Below are 22,103 nucleotides of genomic sequence, written 5' to 3' on the forward strand. Positions count from 1 at the left end.
TGCCCCTCACTATTTCTTAAAGCCGGGTGCCTCTACGGGTTTCTGGCTTCGATTCGCCAGAGCGAGGATTGAGCTTCACGGGCCATTTCCGAAGTCGAATACATTCGGCCCGTTGGGGATTTGGAAGGCGACACCTGGCAGGCATCCAGAAAGGCTAGGAGCAGGCCTGCCTTGACGGCAAAGTTCATGTTTTGCGCGTCCGGCAGGGTCGACGTCACCATCGCGATGACCCCGCCACTGGTATCAAACAGCGGGCTGCCACTGGACCCAGGCTGAATCGCCGCGGTGAACTGCAGCAAACTGGCATCGTTGTGCAACCCGAACAAACTCGACACGCCTCCCTGAGTCACATGCACACCGCCTCCCGCCAGGCCCGCCATTGGGAAGCCCAGGGCAATCACTGACTCGCCCAACGCACAACCCGCGCCGTCCTTGAAAAGCACGGGCGATAATGTCGGGCAGTCCTGAATCCGCAACAGCGCGATATCGTTACGTTGATCGACCAGGACCACTTCAGCGCGATAACGGCCTGCAAAAGAAGAAATGTGCAGTTCCTGCATGTCCTCAATCACATGGGCACATGTCATTACGTGGTTGGGTGAAACGGCAAAGCCGGTGCCAGTGGCAGAACCACGGTTTCTTGGAGAGTCGCCGGAATAAGGGCGGCGATTGGGGTGTGCGTCATCAATGTTAATGCCCATGCGCCGCCCCATCGCGGCGAGGCCATAGGCGGAACCTTCTGCGAGCGCGCGGAACTTCCACTGATCGTTACGCTTATAAAATTCGCCGATGACAATGGCCGACTCGCCGTTGTTACGCAAATCCAGGTGCAACTCCACCTCATTGTCGACTTGAAGACGCAACTCTTTGAGTTCACTGACAGGGCCTGCTGCCGCAAAGGTGTAAACGACCAGCAACACCGCTTCACTGCCACCAGGCAACGCAGACAAATCAAGGGAGCAACCAATCAAGGCTTGCTTGCCGCTCCACTCCATCCACTTCTGGGTGATTTGAAACAGCGCGGGATCGCCCGTTGGCAGGCGCTTCTCGGTGACTGGGAGCAACGCCACGGCAGCGTACTCACCGAAAGCGGTGGCGTTACCGGAGTCGAGTGTCCATGCAGTCTTTACACCTGAAATAGCGGTGTTTGCTCCGGGCGTAAGCGCCTTCATCCTAACCTTCCCTGATCGACGTGGCGGCAATTATGTCAATACAGACACAATAATTCACTCTTTGTCTGGCGCTGTGACATCAAGAAGACGCTATCACGGCAACCGTGATGGGCTTCACGCGTACGCCCCCGACCCATCGGCTGGGCGGTTCTGGAAGGCCCAACCGACGAGTGGCGAATATTCCGGCCAGATTTACCCCGGTCGCGCGGGTATAGCCGATACCGCCGGAATAGCGCGGATTGATCTCCAACAAATAGGGAACGCCCAAGTCGTCGTCCCGCGTCTGCACATTCACCAAACCATCGCACTTGAAATGCGCCGCAGCCTTGAGGGCCAACTCCACGGCCGCTGATTCGCGCTCGAATGTCTGGTGAACGCCCTGCTTCCTTCTACCCACAAATGCCACGGGCCTACCCGCCTCGCACACCATGTCGACCGAACACTCGCTGCCGGCCAAGTAGGGCATGACCAGCATAGGCGCATGCTCTGCGCCCGACATGTAGATCTTCAGGTAGGTGTCGAAATCGACTTCCCGCGCGTCCGGATTTTGCAAACAGCGGAACGGGTCGACATCCGACTTGAACCGCCAGAACCCCTGGCCGTAGATCCCGACCACAGGCTTGATGCAAACCTCTCCCTGAGCCGACAACACCTCGTAAGCCGCAGCCAGCTCCTGGGCATTGGTGACCGTTATCGCGGGGGTGCAAGCAAGCCCCGCCCGTTCAGCCTCGGCGATGAACAGGCTTTTATCGTCCACCTTGTCAAAGGTGTCCATGGACATACCGCCGGTGACCAGGCGCAAACCTGCAGCCTCGAATCGGCCCCGTGCCGCTTCATACTGGCTGCCAATACGCCCCGCAAGGATGACTTCTATACGCTGCTCAAGTGCCGTCTCGATCACCCAGTCAATACGCGCCTGGTTATCCTGTGGCTCTTGAAAGCCAACGTCGGCCTGCCCTGTGATCTCAGGTCGATCCTGGCGGTGGGAGGCAAAAACCCTGACACTCGCCGGTAATGCCTCACGCGCACCGATAATAATGTCGCGCTGGCTGGATTGACCTTCAAGAAACCAGATCACGTGTAAGCTCCTAAATGAACATCGGCGAAAATCGCCGCACTCGTTGGGCAAAAGCTCCCAACGCCATGTAATTTTTCCGACACAATAAAGAACATCAGGCAAAAGGCTACTTAAATCCTGTTTCGCGATATGCCTCCACCCCATGCAGCGTCGCGCGCTCATCGCTGCGGCGAAAGGGACTCGCCCCTGATGATCCTGTGAACCAAGACGATTTGCGCAAAACATTGATCCAGAGCGGTATGTGCTCGGATCAAATCGGTTAAAAGGTCCCTTCAAGCAACTAGCGGTACTCAAGCAAGTAACGGCAACTTCCCCCGCTACACGAGAAGCATTCGCTTAAATCCCGCGCAAACAATATTCATTATCATTTGGCGGATGAAAACTTCGTTACTCATTAAACAAAACAGAATTGATTAAATGCCCGCTAATCCCCGTCCCATAAGGGCTACAGCCCCAAAGAGGTGCACTATGTCCTTATTCCATCGAATAATTTCGCTATCGAAATTTTACTTGCCCGGTGTTTAGCCATAAAATCACCGCGATTGATTGCAGTGCGACATATCGTCACTGCATCGTTACTTTTTCGAGCTCAGAGACCTTTGCTCTCTGTTAAGGATTTCCAGCATGACCGAAGCGACAGGACTCATGGCCCACAACTGGGGCTTTGCCATTTTCCTCCTCGGTGTTGTCGGCCTTTGTGCCTTCATGCTCGGTGTCTCCAGCCTCCTCGGGTCAAAAGCCTGGGGCCGCAGCAAAAATGAACCGTTCGAGTCCGGCATGCTGCCTACAGGTGGCGCCCGCTTGCGGCTCTCAGCCAAATTCTATCTGGTCGCGATGCTGTTCGTGATCTTCGATATCGAAGCCCTCTTTCTCTTTGCCTGGTCTGTGTCCGTCCGCGAAAGCGGCTGGACCGGATTCGTCGAAGCCCTCGTTTTCATAGCAATTCTGTTGGCAGGCCTTGTCTACCTATTTCGAGTGGGCGCCCTTGATTGGGCTCCGGAAGCTCGTCGCAAGCGGCAAGCGAAGCTGAAACAATGAGGCTTTGGCGATGCAATACAATCTCACCAGGATCGACCCGGATGCTCCTAACGATCAGTACCCTATCGGCGAACGGGAAACCGTTTCCGATCCGTTAGAAGATCAAGTCCACAAAAACATCTACATGGGCAAGCTGGAAGACGTGCTGAGTGGCGCGGTCAACTGGGGACGTAAGAACTCCCTGTGGCCGTACAACTTCGGTCTTTCTTGCTGCTACGTGGAAATGACCACCGCCTTCACGGCGCCCCACGACATCGCGCGCTTTGGCGCCGAAGTTATCCGGGCATCACCGCGCCAGGCGGATTTCATGGTTATCGCCGGAACCTGCTTTATCAAGATGGCGCCGATCATTCAGCGTCTCTACGAGCAAATGCTCGAGCCAAAGTGGGTCATCTCCATGGGTTCGTGCGCCAACTCCGGTGGCATGTACGACATCTACTCCGTCGTTCAAGGGGTGGACAAGTTCCTGCCCGTGGACGTCTACGTGCCTGGCTGCCCGCCCCGCCCTGAAGCTTTTCTGCAAGGCTTGATGCTGTTGCAGGAATCGATTGGCAAGGAGCGTCGCCCACTTTCCTGGGTCGTCGGCGATCAAGGCGTGTACCGCGCCGAGATGCCTTCGCAAAAGGATGCGCGCCGCGAACAGCGAATCGCAGTCACCAACCTGCGCAGCCCCGACGAAGTCTGATCCAGCACCGCTTCTTAAATAGAACGAAAACCTGGCTTCATTCTTTACGTTGACCGAAAGCGATAAAAAACCATGACTACAGGCAGTGCTCGACGCATCCCGCCTTATAAGGCAGACGACCAGGATGTGGTTGTCGAACTCAATAACCGTTTTGGCCCTGACGCCTTCACCGCCCAGGCCACGCGCACCGGTATGCCGGTGCTGTGGGTGGCGCGTGCCAAGCTCGTCGAAGTCCTGAGCTTCCTGCGCAACCTGCCCAAGCCGTACGTCATGCTCTATGACCTGCATGGCGTGGACGAGCGTCTGCGCACCAAGCGCCAAGGGCTGCCGAGCGGCGCCGATTTCACCGTGTTCTATCACCTGCTGTCGATCGAGCGTAACAGCGACGTGATGATCAAGGTCGCCCTGTCCGAGAGCGACCTGAGCGTACCGACCGTCACCGGTATCTGGCCGAACGCCAGCTGGTACGAGCGTGAAGTCTGGGACATGTTCGGCATCGACTTCCCCGGCCACCCGCACCTGACGCGCATCATGATGCCGCCGACCTGGGAAGGTCACCCGCTGCGCAAGGACTACCCTGCGCGCGCCACCGAATTCGATCCCTTCAGCCTGACCCTGGCCAAGCAACAGCTTGAAGAAGAAGCAGCACGCTTCCGCCCGGAAGACTGGGGCATGAAGCGCTCCGGCACCAACGAGGACTACATGTTCCTCAACTTGGGCCCGAACCACCCTTCGGCTCACGGTGCCTTCCGTATCATCCTGCAACTGGACGGCGAAGAAATCGTCGACTGCGTGCCGGACATCGGCTACCACCACCGTGGTGCCGAGAAGATGGCCGAGCGCCAGTCGTGGCACAGCTTCATCCCGTACACCGACCGTATCGACTACCTCGGCGGCGTGATGAACAACCTGCCGTACGTGCTCTCGGTCGAGAAGCTGGCCGGCATCAAGGTGCCAGACCGCGTCGACACCATCCGCATCATGATGGCCGAGTTCTTCCGGATCACCAGCCACCTGCTGTTCCTGGGTACTTACATCCAGGACGTCGGCGCCATGACCCCGGTGTTCTTCACCTTCACCGACCGTCAGCGCGCCTACAAGGTCATCGAAGCCGTTACCGGTTTCCGCTTGCACCCAGCCTGGTACCGCATCGGCGGTGTGGCCCACGACCTGCCGAATGGCTGGGAACGCTTGGTCAAGGAGTTCATCGACTGGATGCCCAAGCGTCTGGACGAGTACCAGAAAGCCGCCCTGGACAACAGCATCCTCAAGGGCCGCACCATCGGCGTCGCGCAGTACAACACCAAAGAAGCCCTGGAATGGGGCGTCACCGGTGCCGGTCTGCGCTCAACGGGTTGCGATTTCGACCTGCGTAAAGCGCGCCCGTACTCCGGCTACGAGAACTTCGAATTCGAAGTCCCGCTGGCGGCCAACGGCGATGCCTACGACCGTTGCATCGTGCGCGTCGAAGAAATGCGCCAGAGCCTGAAGATCATCGAGCAGTGCATGCGCAACATGCCGGCAGGCCCGTACAAGGCGGATCACCCGCTGACCACGCCGCCGCCTAAAGAACGCACGCTGCAGCACATCGAAACCCTGATCACGCACTTCCTGCAAGTTTCGTGGGGCCCGGTGATGCCGGCCAACGAATCCTTCCAGATGATCGAAGCGACCAAGGGTATCAACAGTTATTACCTGACGAGCGATGGCGGCACCATGAGCTACCGCACCCGGATTCGCACCCCAAGCTTCCCGCACTTGCAGCAGATCCCTTCGGTGATCAAAGGCGAGATGGTCGCGGACTTGATTGCGTACCTGGGTAGTATCGATTTCGTTATGGCCGACGTGGACCGCTAAGCATGAACAGCACGCTTATCCAAACAGACCGTTTCACCCTGAGTGAAACCGAGCGCTCGGCCATCGAGCACGAGTTGCATCACTACGAAGACCCGCGCGCGGCGTCGATCGAAGCCCTGAAGATCGTCCAGAAGGAACGTGGCTGGGTGCCCGACGGCGCCCTCTACGCCATCGGCGAGATCCTCGGCATCCCGGCCAGCGACGTTGAAGGTGTGGCCACGTTCTACAGCCAGATCTTCCGCCAACCAGTGGGCCGCCACATCATTCGCGTGTGCGACAGCATGGTTTGCTACATCGGCGGCCACGAGTCCGTGGTCAGCGAGATCCAGAACAAGCTGGGCATTGGCCTCGGCGAAACCACCCCGGACGGCCGCTTCACGCTGCTGCCGGTGTGCTGCCTGGGCAACTGCGACAAGGCGCCGGCGTTGATGATCGACGACGACACATTCGGTGACGTGCAGCCTGCTGGCGTGACCCAATTGCTCGAGGGCTACCCATGACCCTGACTTCCTTCGGCCCGGCCAACCTGATCAAGCGTTCGGCCGAGACTCACCCGCTGACCTGGCGCCTGCGTGACGACGGCGAAGCCGTTTGGCTCGACGAGTACCAGGCCAAGAACGGTTACGCGGCTGCGCGTAAAGCCTTCGCCGACATGGCCCAGGACGATATCGTCCAGACCGTGAAAGACGCCGGCCTTAAAGGTCGCGGCGGCGCCGGCTTCCCCACCGGCGTCAAATGGGGCCTGATGCCCAAAGACGAATCCATCAACATCCGCTACCTGCTGTGCAACGCGGATGAAATGGAGCCGAACACCTGGAAAGACCGCATGCTGATGGAGCAACTGCCCCATCTGCTGATCGAAGGCATGCTGATCAGCGCCCGCGCGCTGAAAACCTACCGTGGCTACATCTTCCTGCGTGGCGAATACACCACCGCCGCCAAGCACCTCACCCGTGCCGTGGAAGAAGCCAAGGCCGCCGGCCTGTTGGGCAAGAACATCCTCGGTTCCGGTTTTGACTTCGAACTGTTCGTGCACACCGGCGCCGGGCGTTACATCTGCGGTGAAGAAACCGCACTGATCAACTCCCTCGAAGGCCGCCGCGCCAACCCGCGTTCCAAGCCGCCCTTCCCTGCCGCCGTGGGCGTGTGGGGCAAGCCGACGTGCGTGAACAACGTTGAAACCCTGTGCAACGTGCCGGCGATCATCGCCGACGGCGTGGACTGGTACAAATCGTTGGCCCGCGAAGGCAGCGAAGACATGGGCACCAAGCTCATGGGCTTCTCCGGCAAGGTCAAGAACCCAGGTCTGTGGGAACTGCCGTTCGGCGTGACCGCTCGCGAGTTGTTCGAGGACTACGCCGGCGGCATGCGCGACGGCTACACCCTCAAGGCCTGGCAGCCAGGCGGTGCCGGCACCGGTTTCCTGCTCCCTGAGCACCTCGATGCACAAATGTATGCCGGCGGCATCGGCAAAGTCGGCACCCGTATGGGGACTGGCCTGGCGATGGCAGTGGACAACACCGTGAACATGGTCTCGTTGCTGCGCAACATGGAGCAGTTCTTCTCCCGCGAATCCTGCGGTTTCTGCACCCCGTGCCGTGACGGTTTGCCCTGGAGCGTGAAGCTCTTGATGGCGATCGAGAAAGGCGAAGGCCAGCCAGGTGACATTGAGACCCTGCTGGGTCTGGTCGGTTTCCTCGGCCCAGGCAAGACTTTCTGTGCTCACGCACCGGGCGCCGTGGAACCATTGGGCAGCGCAATCAAATACTTCCGCTCGGAGTTCGAAGCCGGCATCGCGCCTACCAGCGCCGCCGTCCCGCCTCTGGCAAGGCCGATCGTAGTCGGCGCGTAACGCTTTAAAAGGCGAAGGGTCCGTGCCCTTCGCTTTCTCATGTGCTGACGCCTTTATGGCTGTGTTGATGCACATGAATAACAAGATTCCATTAGCCACGCCCGCTGACAACGGGCCAACGAAGAACTTTGAACCATGGCCACTATCCACGTAGACGGCAAAGCGCTCGAAGTCGATGGGGCAGACAACCTGTTACAGGCATGTCTCTCACTAGGCCTCGACATCCCTTATTTCTGCTGGCACCCAGCCCTCGGTAGCGTTGGCGCCTGTCGCCAGTGTGCGGTCAAGCAGTACACCGACGAAAACGACACCCGTGGTCGTATCGTCATGTCCTGCATGACCCCAGCCACCGACAACACCTGGATCTCCATCGAAGATGAAGAATCCAAGGCGTTCCGCGCCAGCGTTGTCGAATGGCTGATGACCAACCACCCCCACGACTGCCCGGTCTGTGAGGAAGGCGGTCACTGCCACCTGCAAGACATGACGGTGATGACCGGCCACAACGAGCGCCGTTATCGCTTCACCAAGCGTACCCACCAGAACCAGGACCTCGGCCCGTTCATTTCCCACGAAATGAACCGCTGCATCGCCTGCTACCGTTGCGTACGTTTCTATAAAGACTACGCTGGCGGCACCGACCTCGGCGTATTCGGCGCCCACGACAACGTGTACTTCGGTCGCGTTGAAGACGGCGTGCTCGAAAGCGAGTTCTCCGGCAACCTCACCGAGGTCTGCCCGACCGGTGTGTTCACCGACAAGACCCACTCCGAGCGCTACAACCGTAAGTGGGACATGCAGTTCTCGCCAAGCATCTGCCATGGCTGCTCCAGCGGTTGCAACATCTCCCCGGGCGAGCGCTACGGCGAACTGCGTCGCATCGAAAACCGCTTCAACGGTTCGGTCAACCAATACTTCCTGTGCGACCGTGGCCGTTTCGGCTACGGCTACGTCAACCGCGAAGACCGCCCGCGCCAGCCACTGCTGGCCGATGGCGCCAAGCTGAGCCTGGACGACGCGCTGGATAAAGCCGCCGACCTGCTGCGCGGCCGCAACATCGTCGGTATCGGTTCGCCACGCGCCAGCCTCGAAAGCAACTACGCGTTGCGCGAACTGGTCGGCGCAGAGCACTTCTACTGCGGTATCGAAGCCGCAGAGCTGGAGCACATCCGCCTGGTCCTGCAAGTGCTGAACGACAGCCCGCTGCCGGTTCCGAACATGCGTGACATCGAAGACCACGACGCGATCTTCGTGCTCGGCGAAGACCTGACCCAGACCGCCGCGCGTATCGCGCTGTCGCTGCGCCAGTCGGTCAAAGGCAAGGCCGAAGAGATGGCCGACGCCATGCGCGTACAGCCTTGGCTCGACGCCGCGGTGAAAAACATCGGCCAGCACGCGCTGAACCCGCTGTTTATCGCCAGCCTTGCAGAAACCAAACTCGACGACATCGCCGAAGAATGCGTCCACGCCGCACCTGACGACCTGGCCCGCATCGGTTTCGCCGTGGCCCACGCCCTGGACGCCAGCGCGCCTGCCGTCGAAGGCCTGGACACTGAAGCCGTTGAACTGGCCCAACGCATCGCCGACGCCCTGCTTGCCGCCAAGCGCCCGCTGATCATTGCCGGTACCTCGTTGGGCTCCAAAGCGCTGATCGAAGCCGCCGCCAACATCGCCAAAGCCTTGAAGCTGCGCGACAAGAACGGCTCCATCAGCTTGGTCGTGCCGGAAGCCAACAGCCTCGGCCTGGCCATGCTCGGTGGCGAATCGCTGGACGCAGCCCTGCAAGCCGTGATCGACGGCAACGCTGACGCCATTGTGGTACTGGAAAACGACCTGTACACCCGCACGGATTCGGCCAAGGTCGACGCCGCGCTGGATGCCGCCAAAGTGCTGATCGTTGCCGACCACCAGAAGACCGCCACCAGCGATCGCGCCGACCTGGTACTGCCAGCCGCCACCTTCGCCGAAGGCGACGGTACCCTGGTCAGCCAGGAAGGCCGCGCCCAGCGCTTCTTCCAGGTGTTCGATCCGAAGTACATGGACGCCAGCATTCTGGTTCACGAAGGCTGGCGCTGGCTGCATGCCCTGCGCGCAACCTTGCTGAACCAGCCGATCGACTGGACCCAGCTCGACCACGTAACAGCCGCCGCCGCTGCCAGCGCGCCGCAGCTGGCGCGGATTGTCGACGCTGCACCGTCTGCATCGTTCCGCATCAAGGGCATGAAACTGGCCCGTGAACCGCTGCGTTACTCCGGCCGTACCGCCATGCGTGCTGATATCAGCGTGCATGAACCGCGTACGCCGCAAGACATCGACACCGCGTTCGCCTTCTCCATGGAAGGTTACTCGGGTTCGGTCGAGCCACGTCAGCAGGTGCCATTTGCCTGGTCGCCGGGCTGGAACTCGCCGCAAGCCTGGAACAAGTTCCAGGACGAAGTCGGTGGTCACATCCGCGCTGGCGACCCGGGCACCCGCCTGATCGAAAGCACCGGTGACTCGCTGAACTGGTTTGCCGCCGTACCGCGTCCATTCAACCCGGCACAGGGCACCTGGCAGGTTGTGCCGTTCTTCCACCTGTTCGGCAGCGAAGAGACCTCTTCCAAAGCCGCACCGGTTCAACAGCGCATCCCCGCCGCTTATGTGTCCGTGGCCAAGTCCGAAGCCGACCGCCTGGGCGTCAACGACGGTGCCCTGCTCAGCTTGAACGTGGGTGGCAAGACCCTGCGTCTGCCGCTGCGCATCAGCGATGAGTTAGGTGCCGGCCTGGTTGCACTGCCAAAAGGCCTCGCGGGTATTCCACCGGCGATCTTTGGCCAAACCGTTGACGGTCTGCAGGAGGCAGCGCAATGACCTGGTTCACCCCTGAAGTGATCGACGTGATCATCTCGGTCGTCAAGGCCATCGTGATCCTGTTGGCCGTGGTCGTCGCGGGCGCTTTGCTCAGCTTCGTCGAACGTCGCCTGCTGGGCTGGTGGCAGGACCGTTACGGTCCGAACCGCGTCGGCCCATTCGGCATGTTCCAGATCGCTGCCGACATGCTCAAAATGTTCTTCAAGGAAGACTGGACCCCGCCGTTTGCCGACAAGGTGATCTTCACCCTGGCACCGGTCGTGGCCATGAGCGCTTTGCTGATTGCCTTCGCCGTTATCCCGATCACCCCGACCTGGGGCGTGGCGGACCTGAACATCGGCTTGCTGTTCTTCTTCGCCATGGCCGGTCTGTCGGTCTATGCGGTGCTGTTCGCCGGTTGGGCCAGTAACAACAAGTTCGCCCTGCTGGGCAGCTTGCGGGCGTCGGCCCAGACCGTGTCCTACGAAGTGTTCATGGGCCTGGCGCTGATGGGCATCGTGGTGCAGGTTGGCTCGTTCAACATGCGCGACATCGTCGAGTACCAGGCGCAGAACCTGTGGTTCATCATTCCGCAGTTCTTTGGCTTCTGTACGTTCTTCATCGCTGGCGTCGCCGTGACTCACCGTCACCCGTTCGACCAGCCGGAAGCGGAGCAGGAACTGGCCGACGGTTACCACATTGAATACGCCGGCATGAAATGGGGCATGTTCTTCGTCGGTGAATACATCGGCATCATCTTGATCTCGGCATTGCTGGTCACGCTGTTCTTCGGCGGCTGGCACGGCCCTTTCAACATCCTGCCGCAACTGGCGTTCTTCTGGTTCTTCTTGAAGACGGCGTTCTTCATCATGCTGTTCATCCTGCTGCGCGCGTCTATTCCGCGCCCACGCTATGACCAAGTGATGGATTTCAGCTGGAGATTCTGCCTGCCGCTGACCCTGATCAATTTGCTGGTGACGGCTGCTGTTGTGTTGTTGAACACGCCAGCCGGCGCGGTTCAGTGAGGATTTGACCCATGTTCAAATATATTGGCGACATCGTTAAGGGTACCGGTACCCAGTTGCGAAGCCTGGTGATGGTTTTCGGCCATGGCTTTCGCAAACGCGACACCCTGCAATACCCGGAAGAAGCGGTGTACCTGCCGCCGCGCTATCGCGGCCGTATCGTGCTGACCCGCGACCCCGATGGCGAAGAGCGTTGCGTAGCTTGCAACCTGTGCGCCGTGGCGTGCCCGGTGGGTTGTATCTCCCTGCAGAAAGCTGAAACCGAAGACGGTCGCTGGTACCCGGACTTCTTCCGCATCAACTTCTCGCGCTGCATTTTCTGCGGCCTCTGCGAGGAAGCTTGCCCGACCACCGCGATCCAGCTGACACCGGATTTCGAGATGGCCGAGTTCAAACGTCAGGACCTGGTGTACGAGAAAGAAGATCTGCTGATCTCTGGTCCCGGTAAAAACCCTGATTACAACTTCTATCGTGTTGCAGGTATGGCCGTTGCCGGTAAGCCGAAGGGCGCCGCACAAAACGAAGCCGAGCCGATCAACGTGAAGAGCTTGCTGCCTTAAGGAAGAAAGATGGAATTCGCTTTCTATTTCGCGTCGGGTATTGCAGTGGTGTCCACGCTTCGCGTGATCACCAACACCAACCCCGTGCACGCCCTGCTCTACCTGATCATTTCGCTGATCGCCGTGGCCATGACCTTTTTCAGCCTCGGCGCACCGTTCGCCGGTGTGTTGGAAGTGATCGCCTACGCCGGCGCCATTATGGTGCTGTTCGTGTTTGTGGTGATGATGCTCAACCTGGGGCCGGCTTCGGTCGCCCAGGAACGCGTCTGGCTCAAGCCCGGCATCTGGCTCGGCCCGGTCATCCTGGCAGCCCTGCTGCTGGGTGAACTGTTGTATGTGCTGTTCGCTCACCAGAGCGGCCAGGCCATCGGCCACACCACCGTAGACGCCAAGGCCGTGGGCATCAGCCTGTTCGGCCCGTACCTGCTGGTGGTCGAACTGGCTTCGATGCTGCTGCTGGCTGCAGCCATCACCGCCTTCCACTTGGGCCGCAACGAAGCCAAGGAGCAATGACGATGCCTGCTATCCCTTTGGAGCATGGTCTGGCGGTCGCCGGCATCCTGTTCTGCCTTGGCCTGGTCGGCCTGATGGTTCGCCGTAACATTTTGTTCGTGTTGATGAGCCTGGAAATCATGATGAACGCCGCCGCACTGGCCTTCATCGTTGCAGGTGCACGTTGGGGCCAGCCGGATGGGCAAGTCATGTTCATCCTGGTGATCAGCCTGGCAGCCGCCGAGGCCAGTATTGGCCTGGCGATCCTGCTGCAACTGTATCGTCGCTTCCACACGCTTGATATCGACGCTGCCAGTGAGATGCGCGGATGAACATGATCTTTCTGACTTTCGTATTTCCCCTGATCGGTTTCCTGCTGCTGTCGTTCTCCCGTGGACGCTGGTCGGAAAACCTGTCCGCCCTGGTGGGTGTGGGCTCCATTGGCCTGTCGGCAATTGTCGCCGCCTACGTCATCTGGCAATTCAACGTGGCGCCGCCGGAAGGCGGCCACTACACCCTGGTGCTGTGGCAGTGGATGTCGGTGGAAGGCTTCAAGCCCAACTTCGCCCTCTACGTCGACGGCCTGTCGATCACCATGCTCGGCGTGGTGGTGGGTGTGGGCTTCCTGATCCACCTGTTCGCGTCCTGGTACATGCGCGGTGAAGCCGGTTACTCGCGTTTCTTCGCCTACACCAACCTGTTTATCGCCAGCATGCTGTTCCTGGTGCTGGGCGATAACCTGTTGTTCCTGTACTTCGGCTGGGAAGGCGTGGGCCTGTGCTCCTACCTGTTGATCGGTTTCTACTACAGCAACCGCAACAACGGTAACGCGGCACTCAAGGCGTTCATCGTCACCCGCATCGGCGACGTGTTTATGGCCATCGGCCTGTTCATCCTGTTCCAACAAGTGGGCACGCTGAACATCCAGGAACTGCTGGTGCTGGCACCGCAGAAGTTCCAGGTCGGTGACTTCTGGATCACCCTGGCGACCCTGATGCTGCTGGGTGGCGCCGTGGGTAAATCCGCGCAACTGCCGCTGCAAACCTGGCTGGCGGATGCGATGGCCGGTCCTACTCCCGTTTCCGCACTGATTCACGCGGCAACCATGGTAACTGCCGGTGTCTACCTGATTGCACGTACCCATGGCCTGTTCACCCTGGCGCCGGAGATTCTGCATCTCGTCGGCCTGGTGGGTGGCGTGACCCTGGTACTGGCCGGCTTCGCCGCGCTGGTGCAGACCGACATCAAGCGTATCCTCGCCTACTCGACCATGAGCCAGATCGGCTACATGTTCCTGGCCCTGGGCGTGGGTGCCTGGGACGCGGCGATCTTCCACCTGATGACCCACGCCTTCTTCAAGGCCCTGCTGTTCCTTGCCTCCGGTGCGGTGATCGTTGCCTGCCACCACGAGCAGAACATCTTCAAGATGGGTGGCCTGTGGAAGAAACTGCCGTTGGCCTACGCCAGCTTCATCGTCGGTGGTGCCGCACTCGCTGCCCTGCCATTGGTGACCGCAGGTTTCTACTCCAAAGACGAAATCCTCTGGGAAGCCTTTGCCAGCGGCAACCAGAACCTGCTGTACGCAGGCCTGGTGGGTGCCTTCATGACCTCGCTGTACACCTTCCGCCTGATCTTCATCACCTTCCACGGTGAAGCCAAGACCGAAGCACACGCAGGCCACGGTATCTCCCACTGGTTGCCACTGTCGGTGCTGATCATCCTGTCGACCTTCATCGGCGCCATGATCACCCCACCACTGGCCGGTGTACTGCCGGAAAGCGCCGGCCATGCCGGTGGCGCCGCCAAGCACAGCCTGGAGATCGCCTCGGGCGCCATCGCCATCGCGGGTATCCTGCTGGCGGCCCTGCTGTTCCTCGGCAAGCGTCGCTTCGTTACGGCTGTTGCCAACAGCGGCATCGGGCGCTTCCTGTCGGCCTGGTGGTTCGCTGCCTGGGGCTTCGACTGGATCTACGACAAACTGTTCGTCAAGCCTTACCTAGCCATCAGCCATGTACTGCGCAAAGACCCGCTCGACCAGACCATCGGTTTGATCCCGCGCGCTGCCAAGGCCGGTCACACCGCCCTGAGCCGCAGCGAGACTGGCCAACTGCGCTGGTATGCAGCTTCCATGGCGGCCGGTGCCGTTCTGGTGATCGGCGCCATCGTGGTGGTAGCGGTCTGACTATGTCTATGCACTTTGCGAACTTGCGAAAGGAAACGAGCCCGTCATGATTCTGCCCTGGCTAATCCTGATCCCCTTTATCGGCGGCCTGCTCTGCTGGATGGGTGAACGCTTCGGCGCCACCCTGCCCCGCTGGATTGCGTTGCTGACCATGTCCCTGGAACTCGCGCTCGGCCTCTGGCTGTGGGCCCATGGTGACTATTCATTCGCTCCGGCACCGGGTGCCGATCCAACCTTCGCGCTTGAATTCAAGCACGTGTGGATCCAGCGCTTCGGCATTAACGTGCACCTGGCCCTCGACGGTCTGTCGCTGTTGATGATCCTGCTGACCGGCCTGCTGGGTATCCTCTCGGTACTCTGCTCCTGGAAAGAGATTCAGCGTCACGTGGGCTTCTTCCACCTGAACCTGATGTGGATTTTGGGCGGTGTTGTCGGCGTGTTCCTGGCGCTGGACCTGTTCATGTTCTTCTTCTTCTGGGAAATGATGCTGGTGCCGATGTACTTCCTCATCGCGCTCTGGGGTCACAGTTCTTCGGACGGCAAGAAAACCCGGATCTACGCGGCGACCAAGTTCTTCATCTTCACCCAGGCTTCCGGCCTGATCATGTTGGTGGCGATCCTGGGTCTGGTATTGGTCAACTTCAACAGCACGGGCGTGATTACCTTCAACTACGCCGACCTGTTGAAAACCAAGATGTCCCTGACCACCGAGTACATCCTGATGCTGGGCTTCTTCATCGCCTTCGCGGTGAAGCTGCCGGTGGTGCCGTTCCACTCCTGGCTGCCGGATGCTCACGCCCAGGCGCCGACTGCGGGCTCCGTGGACTTGGCGGGCATCCTGCTGAAAACCGCGGCCTACGGCCTGCTGCGTTTCGCCCTGCCGCTGTTCCCGAATGCCTCGGCCGAGTTTGCGCCGATCGCCATGACCCTGGGTCTGATCGGGATCTTCTACGGTGCGTTCCTGGCCTTCGCCCAAACCGACATCAAGCGTCTGATTGCCTTCTCGTCCGTTTCCCACATGGGTTTCGTACTGATCGGCATCTACTCCGGCAGCCAGCTGGCGTTGCAAGGCGCAGTGATCCAGATGTTGGCCCACGGTGTTTCGGCCGCCGCGCTGTTTATCCTCAGCGGCCAGTTGTACGAGCGCCTGCACACCCGTGACATGCGTGAGATGGGTGGCGTGTGGTCGCGGATTGCGTACCTGCCGGCGATCAGCCTGTTCTTTGCCGCCGCGTCCCTGGGCTTGCCGGGTACCGGTAACTTCATCGGCGAGTTCCTGATCCTGATGGGTTCGTTCGTGCACACGCCGTGGATCAGCGCCATTGCTACTTCCGGCCTGGTGTTCGGTTCGGTCTACTCGCTGATCATGATCCACCGCGCGTACTTCGGCCCGGCCAAGTCCGACACCGTTCTGCAAGGGATGGATGCTCGCGAACTGATCATGGTGCTCGGCCTTGCGGTACTGCTGATCTACATCGGCGTGTACCCGCAACCGTTCCTGGACACTTCTGCCGCGACGATGCATGGCGTGCAGCAGTGGTTCAGCACCGCCTTCACTCAACTCGCTTCGGCACGGTAAGAGCGCTATGGAATTCACGATCCAACACTTTATCGCGCTTGCGCCGCTGCTGATCACCAGCCTCACCGTTGTAGCGGTGATGCTGGCGATCGCCTGGCGCCGCAATCACTCACAAACGTTCCTGCTGTCCTGTGCCGGTTTGAACCTGGCCCTGCTGTCGATCATCCCGGCCCTCAAGGTTGCACCACTGGCGGTCACCCCGCTGATGATGGTCGATGACTTCGCGCTGCTGTATATCGCGTTGATCCTCGTCGCCACCCTGGCCTGCGTCACCCTCGCCCACGCCTACCTCGGCGAAGGCGGCACCGGTTACCCAGGCAACAAGGAAGAGCTGTACCTGCTGATCCTGCTGGCTGCGGCCGGCGGTATCGTGCTGGTCAGCGCGCAGCACCTGGCCGGCTTGTTCATCGGCCTGGAGCTGCTGTCGATCCCGACTTACGGCTTGGTGGCCTACGCCTTCTTCAACAAGCGCTCCCTGGAAGCCGGCATCAAGTACATGGTGCTGTCGGCCGCCGGTTCCGCGTTCCTGTTGTTCGGTATGGCCCTGCTTTACGCAGAAGCCGGCAGCCTGAGCTTCACCGGTATCGGTCACGCCCTGGCGACTACCAATAGCCCTGCACCGATTGCCCAACTGGGCCTGGCGATGATGCTGATCGGCCTGGCGTTCAAGCTGTCCTTGGTGCCTTTCCACCTGTGGACCCCGGACGTGTACGAAGGCGCCCCGGCGCCAGTGGCCGCGTTCCTGGCCACCGCGTCGAAGGTTGCGGTGTTTGCGGTGATGGTGCGTCTGTTCCAGATCTCCCCTGCCGCCAACACCGGCGTGCTGAGCAACGTGCTGACCATTATCGCGATTGCGTCGATCCTGTTCGGTAACCTGCTGGCCCTGACCCAGAACAACCTCAAGCGTCTGCTGGGCTATTCGTCCATCGCCCACTTCGGTTACCTGCTGATCGCCCTGGTGGCGAGCAAAGGCCTGGCCGTGGAAGCCATGGGCGTGTACTTGGTCACCTACGTGATCACCAGCCTCGGCGCGTTCGGTGTGATCACGCTGATGTCCTCGCCGTTCAAAGGCCGTGATGCCGACGCTCTGTACGAATACCGCGGCCTGTTCTGGCGCCGTCCGTACCTGACCGCCGTACTCACCGTGATGATGTTGTCCCTGGCGGGTATCCCGCTGACCGCAGGCTTTATCGGCAAGTTCTACATCGTTGCCACCGGCGTTGAAGCCCACGAATGGTGGTTGGTTGCGTCCTTGGTACTGGGCAGCGCCATCGGCGTGTTCTACTACCTGCGCGTGATGGTCACCCTGTACCTGATCGAGCCAAACCTGCGCCGTGTGGATGCCGAGCTGCACTGGGAACAGAAAGCCGGTGGCGTGATGCTGCTGGCTATCGCCCTGCTCGCGTTCTTCCTGGGTGTGTACCCACAACCGTTGCTCACCCTGGTGCAGCACGCGGTGCTGGGCGTTTGATCGCTTAGTAACATGCGGTAAACAGAACGGCGCCTTCGGGCGCCGTTTTGCGTTTCTGAGGGCAGGTAGTTTTACCCTCCCCTACTCGCGGAAATTTCCTTCTCTATCTGCCTCTGCATCTGGCATCTGCGCGCCGAAGGCCGCCGTATGGTGGTTGCGTTTTAGGAAAGTTCCCACAACCAGGTCACTTGACCCATGGCGAGTGGGCCACCAAACTATACGCAGGCTAAGTACAGAACATGGATGCTCTATTTATCGAATTGCCGGCCTTCGAGCGGCATCGCAAGGACTATCTGAGTGACGAGCTTTTCCAAGGCTTTCAACAGGAGTTGATGAAAAACCCGGAAGCGGGTGACGTGATCGAGGGAACTGGCGGGTTACGCAAGGTTCGCTTCGTGGATGAGCGACGTAACAAAGGCAAACGCGGTGGCCTGCGGGTCATTTACTACTGGTGGTCGGGCGGTACGCAATTCTGGCTGTTCACCCTGTACGGCAAGCACGAACAGGACGACCTGGCCCCCCATCACAAAAAAGCCCTAAAACACATGCTGGACAGGGAAATCAAAGCGAGAACACACCATGAAACGTGAAATCTTTTCCGAACTGGTCGAAGGCTTCGACGCACTGGCTGAAGAACGCCAAGGCAAAGTCACCCTGCGCACCCACAAGGTCCGGCTCAACAACCTGGCCCCGCTGACGGCCGAAGAAGTGGTCGCCGTGCGCCAACAGCTCAACCTCTCCCGTTCGGTGTTCGCTATGTACCTGCGCACCAACGTCCGTACCCTCGAAAACTGGGAGCAAGGCCGCGCAAAGCCAAATGCCCAGGCCGCCACCTTGATTCGGCTGGTGGCGCGGTTTCCAGAAACCGTGGCGCAACTCGCTGCATTAGGTTGAGAGACTCGTCGCAACCTCTGTGGCGAGCGGGCTTGCCCCGCGTTGGGCTGCGAAGCAGCCCCAAAACCAGGCGCAGCGCTTTATCTGAAAGAATGCAGCGATACTGCACTTCAGACATGCCACTGGCCGCAGTAGCGCGTTCGGGGGGGTTGGCGGATACAAAGGAAGCTTGATGGCGCAGTCGAATGCGGGGCGTTGGCCGCCCCGCATCCAGGCGTTCGCTTAGAACGCGATACCGACTTTGAAACCGTACTCGTCACGCTTGAGCTTGGTGTTGTCAGCGACATACGAGTCATCGTCGAGCTTGTATTCGGTACGGGTGTAATACAGGCCCGCCATCACCGGCAAGTCGCCCTTCTGGTTCATCAGCAGGCTGACTTCGGCGTAAGGGTTGGTGCGGTCCTTGAGGTCCACGGTGTCGCTGCCGACGCCGTCGACCTTGAGCCTGGAGCGGCCGTCGATGGTACGACGGGCGCCGGCTTCGACGCGCAGGGTCATGTCATCGAACTGGTGGTTGTAACCCAGTGCGGCCTTGGCGAACGGCGATTTGTTGGTGAGCTTGACGTCGTAATCGTTGGTGTCCGGCTCGTAGCGGGTCCAGCTGTAGCCACCGCCCACAATCACGTCGACGAAGTTGCGCGCGTCCAGCGCGGCACGCCAGCCGAGGTCCAGGTCAGCCTGGCCTTCCTTGAGCTTGTTGTCGCTCTTTTCGCCGTACTTGGCTTCGATACCGGCCTGGTAGATAAAGCCGGACTCGGCGGTGAGCTTGTTGCCGAAGTTGTAGAACAGACCCGCTTCGGGCATGTGGTCCTTGTCGCTTTTGCTGCCGCCTTCAAGTTTGAAGTCGTTATAGCTGCCCTGCAAACCGAGGATGGAAATCGGGCCGGTGGACGGTGCGGCGAACACCACGGCAGGCGCGGCGACCAGCGCCAGCAGCGAGGAACCCTTAAGCAGTTTTCCGAATAGCTTGGACATCGTTTTACATCTCCTTGTCTGGTGAGCAAATTATTCAGGAAACGGTTCGAACCCCGGCTTTCGCCAAAGGTTCGAATTAATTTGCGTCGACTTGGAGCAAAAACGATTCAGTGAAGGCTCTACCTCAAGTCTCTTTCGAGTTAGCCATTACTAAGCCATCAAGGGCTTCGCGAAGCAGAGGATGGGCCGGCAGACGAATGCCCAATGTCTCGTGCAGCACTGTCAACAGCTCATCGGCGCTCTCGATTGCGCGCTTTTCACTGGGCCGATCCAGGTAGTGGACGGCATAGTTGGCGTTATTCAAGGTGTAGCGTTTGCCCGGCGCGAGCAGCGCGGCTTTGAGTTGACCGACAAACGTTGAAGCCGGGTGCGTCGACACGTACCAGTTGCCGATTTCATAGTCGATATCCGCCTGCTCTTGCAGGTCGAACACATACAAGCCACGCCACTCCTCGCCGACCTGGGCCCACAAGGTGTAATCGGCGCCATTGAACGTCAGGCGATAGGGTTCATGGGCGGTGGCCTGGGTTGCGTCCGTGTCCAACTGCAACGGGCTGCTCGGCACCATGCCGCCGAAGCCGACGTCGGTGACGTAGCGCACGCCATCCAGGGTGACCAGGCTCAGGCGATGGGTGCGACCGGTGCGCGCATCCGTTGGCCCGCCCATCACCACCCAGCCGGTAAGGCCGCGCGCCTCGAAGCCCAATTCCTGCAACAGCGTCAGAAACATGTGGTTCAGCTCGAAGCAATACCCGCCACGCCCGTCGAGCAGTACCTTTTGCTCGATGCTCGGCAAGTCGATTGGCACCGGGGTGCGCAGCAGTGTCGACAGGCTCTCAAAGGCGAAGGTGCACACATGGCGCAACTGCAGTTCGCGTAAGGTTTGCAAGGTTGGCGGTGGCGGCGAGTCATAGCCCAGGCGTTGCAGGTAGAGCTGACGGTGAGTCAATCGGGGCATGGCGCGATCCTTGAGCGCGTGGCGAAGGCGTCACTATGCCGTGCCAGCCTGCGACTTGTCATTTTGACTGAACCTTTTTGAACACTTGCCTATCCATCTATAACAAGACAGGGAGGCAACATGAGTACCGCAAAAATCTACACCATCAACTATCAGCTGCACGGTCAACCGAAGTCCTTTGTGGTGCGCGCAGAAGTCATGAACAACGCCGAGGCCTGGCATTGGGCCGCGGTGGATGCCGACATCGCCCATGTCAGCCGCATTGGGCGTGTAGGTCACGAACAGGTGAAAAAAACCACCCGGCCTTGGGCGGAGAAGTTCGGTATTACCGAGGTCACTTGGGTACCGCCCAAGTAAGCACAGCCGCATAAACAAGCCCCATAAACATCAGCCCCGCGATGGCGGGTCTGATGCGGGTGCTTCACGTTGTCTTCAAGTCGCCCAACGGATCGTAGGGCGGCTTTTTTTTCGGCTGCTTTTCCTTGTCCAGCGGGGCTATCGCAGGCCCGATGGGGTCGACCTGCGGGTCGGACACGTCGGGGGAATCCGGGTCAAAGCCCAGTTCGTCCTTGCCGCTGGCATGCTCGCTTGAACGCGGGCCTTTCGGGGGATTGCTCACAGTGACCTCCTAAACTTAAAGCGGGCGGGCTTTGTCGTGCAGGTTTTCCAGGTCTTCCTCGACCCGCTCCACATCGTCGTCATGACGCTGGGCCGGGTCATTGGGACGCAACGCATCGTTGTCACGTTCCTCTTCGCCGGGCGTGCGGTCGGGGTTGGGTGTACCAGGCGGTGGCTGTTTATAATCGGGCATGATGGTCTACCTCACGGTGGCTACACAGGTTTAGAGAAACCGCCGCGAGCCATCGTTCAACTTGATTGCGCAAAGCGTGCGAAGATGCCACCCCGCCCCTTCTTGAGACCTGACCCGGATGTTCGAGCTCAAACCCTGCGACCCTGCCACCTTCCGCCAACAGACCCGACGCAGCACGCTTATCATCGCCGTGCTGTTCGTGGCCCTGGCAATGCTGCTGTCGAGCCTGGCGGTGATGCTGTTTGGCACGCCCGGCGGTGACAACTTTCGCTTCAATGTCGGCGGCGTGTTCGCCGGCGTATTGATCACCGTCGCCCTGGTGCGCGGCCCGTTCTGGACTCAGCCTTGGCTGGCGCCGGCGGTGTATGGCTGGCAGCTCAAGCGCAGCTTGATGAGCGTCACCAACGTGATGCACAAGGTCACCGAACGCGTGCAAGCCAACGACCCGACGGCGATCAAACTGCTGCGTTTTTACCACTTGGGGCTCACGCAGATGCATGAACTGGAGGCCAACTCCAGCGCCCAGGCGCAATTGGTCGGCGAGATCGACGTACACACCGCGAAGATGCAGGGCTTGAGGATCGACACCGAGCAAACCCGCCTCGACCCCGCCTGGCTGGGCAGCGTTAAAAAGGCCTGACAGCG

General features: G+C 60.0%; 23 protein-coding genes. 17 read left to right on the top strand and 6 right to left on the bottom strand.

Going from position 1 to position 22,103, the window contains the following annotated elements:
* Positions 1 to 32: 32 nt before the first annotated feature.
* Together ACI77I_RS13870 and ACI77I_RS13875 are read right to left on the bottom strand one after the other, a co-directional pair.
* A complete protein-coding gene (locus tag ACI77I_RS13870) occupies positions 33 to 1,172 on the bottom strand; it encodes a trypsin-like peptidase domain-containing protein (RefSeq protein WP_406997788.1) in 1,140 nt (379 codons plus the stop codon).
* A 79-nt stretch (positions 1,173 to 1,251) separates the two neighbouring features.
* The gene (locus ACI77I_RS13875) at positions 1,252 to 2,250 is read right to left on the bottom strand and encodes an ATP-grasp domain-containing protein (RefSeq protein ID WP_263273449.1); all 999 of its coding nucleotides are present in this window, start codon (positions 2,248 to 2,250) and stop codon (positions 1,252 to 1,254) included.
* A 624-nt stretch (positions 2,251 to 2,874) separates the two neighbouring features.
* Between ACI77I_RS13875 and ACI77I_RS13880 the strand changes: the two genes are divergently transcribed.
* The 15 genes from ACI77I_RS13880 to ACI77I_RS13950 all read left to right on the top strand — a co-directional run bounded on the left by ACI77I_RS13880 (position 2,875) and on the right by ACI77I_RS13950 (position 18,714).
* Positions 2,875 to 3,288 carry an NADH-quinone oxidoreductase subunit A gene (locus ACI77I_RS13880; RefSeq protein ID WP_003219575.1) on the top strand — a complete coding sequence of 138 codons (414 nt, stop codon included), beginning with the start codon at positions 2,875 to 2,877 and terminating at the stop codon, positions 3,286 to 3,288.
* Between the two features lie 10 nt (positions 3,289 to 3,298).
* Positions 3,299 to 3,973 carry an NADH-quinone oxidoreductase subunit B family protein gene (locus ACI77I_RS13885; protein WP_094950608.1) on the top strand — a complete coding sequence of 225 codons (675 nt, stop codon included), beginning with the start codon at positions 3,299 to 3,301 and terminating at the stop codon, positions 3,971 to 3,973.
* A gap of 72 nt (positions 3,974 to 4,045) precedes the next feature.
* On the top strand, positions 4,046 to 5,830 hold the full coding sequence (nuoC, locus tag ACI77I_RS13890; RefSeq protein ID WP_094950607.1) for an NADH-quinone oxidoreductase subunit C/D: 1,785 nt from the start codon (positions 4,046 to 4,048) through the stop codon (positions 5,828 to 5,830).
* Positions 5,831 to 5,832: 2 nt separating this feature from the next.
* The gene (gene nuoE / locus ACI77I_RS13895; RefSeq protein WP_094950606.1) at positions 5,833 to 6,330 is read left to right on the top strand and encodes an NADH-quinone oxidoreductase subunit NuoE; all 498 of its coding nucleotides are present in this window, start codon (positions 5,833 to 5,835) and stop codon (positions 6,328 to 6,330) included.
* Positions 6,327 to 7,682, top strand: coding sequence for an NADH-quinone oxidoreductase subunit NuoF (nuoF, locus tag ACI77I_RS13900; RefSeq protein WP_242150623.1), 1,356 nt, complete (start codon positions 6,327 to 6,329; stop codon positions 7,680 to 7,682). Before nuoE ends, nuoF begins: the two co-directional genes overlap by 4 nt.
* Before the next feature lie 135 nt (positions 7,683 to 7,817).
* Positions 7,818 to 10,532: an NADH-quinone oxidoreductase subunit NuoG gene (gene nuoG / locus ACI77I_RS13905; RefSeq protein WP_094950604.1), complete on the top strand. Its 2,715-nt coding sequence runs from the start codon at positions 7,818 to 7,820 to the stop codon at positions 10,530 to 10,532.
* A complete protein-coding gene (gene nuoH, locus ACI77I_RS13910) occupies positions 10,529 to 11,536 on the top strand; it encodes an NADH-quinone oxidoreductase subunit NuoH (protein ID WP_083357964.1) in 1,008 nt (335 codons plus the stop codon). Before nuoG ends, nuoH begins: the two co-directional genes overlap by 4 nt.
* An 11-nt stretch (positions 11,537 to 11,547) precedes the next feature.
* Positions 11,548 to 12,096 (top strand): NADH-quinone oxidoreductase subunit NuoI, encoded by a 549-nt coding sequence (gene nuoI, locus ACI77I_RS13915; RefSeq protein WP_003174725.1) that lies wholly within the window; start codon positions 11,548 to 11,550, stop codon positions 12,094 to 12,096.
* 9 nt (positions 12,097 to 12,105) lie between these two features.
* A complete protein-coding gene (gene nuoJ / locus ACI77I_RS13920; protein WP_003219561.1) occupies positions 12,106 to 12,609 on the top strand; it encodes an NADH-quinone oxidoreductase subunit J in 504 nt (167 codons plus the stop codon).
* Between the two features lie 2 nt (positions 12,610 to 12,611).
* Positions 12,612 to 12,920 (top strand): NADH-quinone oxidoreductase subunit NuoK, encoded by a 309-nt coding sequence (nuoK, locus tag ACI77I_RS13925; protein ID WP_003174727.1) that lies wholly within the window; start codon positions 12,612 to 12,614, stop codon positions 12,918 to 12,920.
* Positions 12,917 to 14,770, top strand: a complete 1,854-nt coding sequence (gene nuoL / locus ACI77I_RS13930) for an NADH-quinone oxidoreductase subunit L (protein WP_094950602.1) — start codon at positions 12,917 to 12,919, stop codon at positions 14,768 to 14,770. The genes nuoK and nuoL overlap by 4 nt, the downstream gene beginning before the upstream one ends.
* Positions 14,771 to 14,816: 46 nt before the next feature.
* Complete coding sequence (gene nuoM, locus ACI77I_RS13935; RefSeq protein ID WP_064452906.1) at positions 14,817 to 16,349, top strand: NADH-quinone oxidoreductase subunit M; 1,533 nt, start codon at positions 14,817 to 14,819, stop codon at positions 16,347 to 16,349.
* 7 nt (positions 16,350 to 16,356) lie between these two features.
* The gene (nuoN, locus tag ACI77I_RS13940) at positions 16,357 to 17,820 is read left to right on the top strand and encodes an NADH-quinone oxidoreductase subunit NuoN (protein ID WP_094950601.1); all 1,464 of its coding nucleotides are present in this window, start codon (positions 16,357 to 16,359) and stop codon (positions 17,818 to 17,820) included.
* Between the two features lie 239 nt (positions 17,821 to 18,059).
* Positions 18,060 to 18,410, top strand: coding sequence for a toxin (locus ACI77I_RS13945; RefSeq protein ID WP_094950600.1), 351 nt, complete (start codon positions 18,060 to 18,062; stop codon positions 18,408 to 18,410).
* Complete coding sequence (locus ACI77I_RS13950) at positions 18,400 to 18,714, top strand: DNA-binding transcriptional regulator (RefSeq protein ID WP_094950599.1); 315 nt, start codon at positions 18,400 to 18,402, stop codon at positions 18,712 to 18,714. Before ACI77I_RS13945 ends, ACI77I_RS13950 begins: the two co-directional genes overlap by 11 nt.
* Before the next feature lie 222 nt (positions 18,715 to 18,936).
* On the opposite strand, the gene ACI77I_RS13955 is transcribed toward ACI77I_RS13950, so the two are convergent.
* Positions 18,937 to 19,689, bottom strand: coding sequence for an outer membrane beta-barrel protein (locus tag ACI77I_RS13955; protein WP_094950598.1), 753 nt, complete (start codon positions 19,687 to 19,689; stop codon positions 18,937 to 18,939).
* A gap of 124 nt (positions 19,690 to 19,813) precedes the next feature.
* Positions 19,814 to 20,647: an arylamine N-acetyltransferase gene (locus tag ACI77I_RS13960; protein ID WP_406997789.1), complete on the bottom strand. Its 834-nt coding sequence runs from the start codon at positions 20,645 to 20,647 to the stop codon at positions 19,814 to 19,816.
* Positions 20,648 to 20,767: 120 nt separating this feature from the next.
* Here ACI77I_RS13960 and ACI77I_RS13965 point away from each other — a divergent pair, with 120 nt between their 5' ends.
* On the top strand, positions 20,768 to 21,004 hold the full coding sequence (locus ACI77I_RS13965) for a DUF6555 family protein (protein ID WP_094950596.1): 237 nt from the start codon (positions 20,768 to 20,770) through the stop codon (positions 21,002 to 21,004).
* Between the two features lie 64 nt (positions 21,005 to 21,068).
* On the opposite strand, the gene ACI77I_RS13970 is transcribed toward ACI77I_RS13965, so the two are convergent.
* On the bottom strand, positions 21,069 to 21,266 hold the full coding sequence (locus tag ACI77I_RS13970; protein WP_094950595.1) for a DUF6021 family protein: 198 nt from the start codon (positions 21,264 to 21,266) through the stop codon (positions 21,069 to 21,071).
* A gap of 15 nt (positions 21,267 to 21,281) precedes the next feature.
* A complete protein-coding gene (locus tag ACI77I_RS13975; RefSeq protein ID WP_176462926.1) occupies positions 21,282 to 21,458 on the bottom strand; it encodes a hypothetical protein in 177 nt (58 codons plus the stop codon).
* Positions 21,459 to 21,576: 118 nt separating this feature from the next.
* Here ACI77I_RS13975 and ACI77I_RS13980 point away from each other — a divergent pair, with 118 nt between their 5' ends.
* Positions 21,577 to 22,098 (top strand): DUF3087 domain-containing protein, encoded by a 522-nt coding sequence (locus ACI77I_RS13980; protein ID WP_406997790.1) that lies wholly within the window; start codon positions 21,577 to 21,579, stop codon positions 22,096 to 22,098.
* Positions 22,099 to 22,103: the final 5 nt, after the last annotated feature.

Origin of the sequence: Pseudomonas sp. D47 (assembly GCF_045447305.1) — a bacterium.
Taxonomy (GTDB): Bacteria; Pseudomonadota; Gammaproteobacteria; order Pseudomonadales; family Pseudomonadaceae; genus Aquipseudomonas.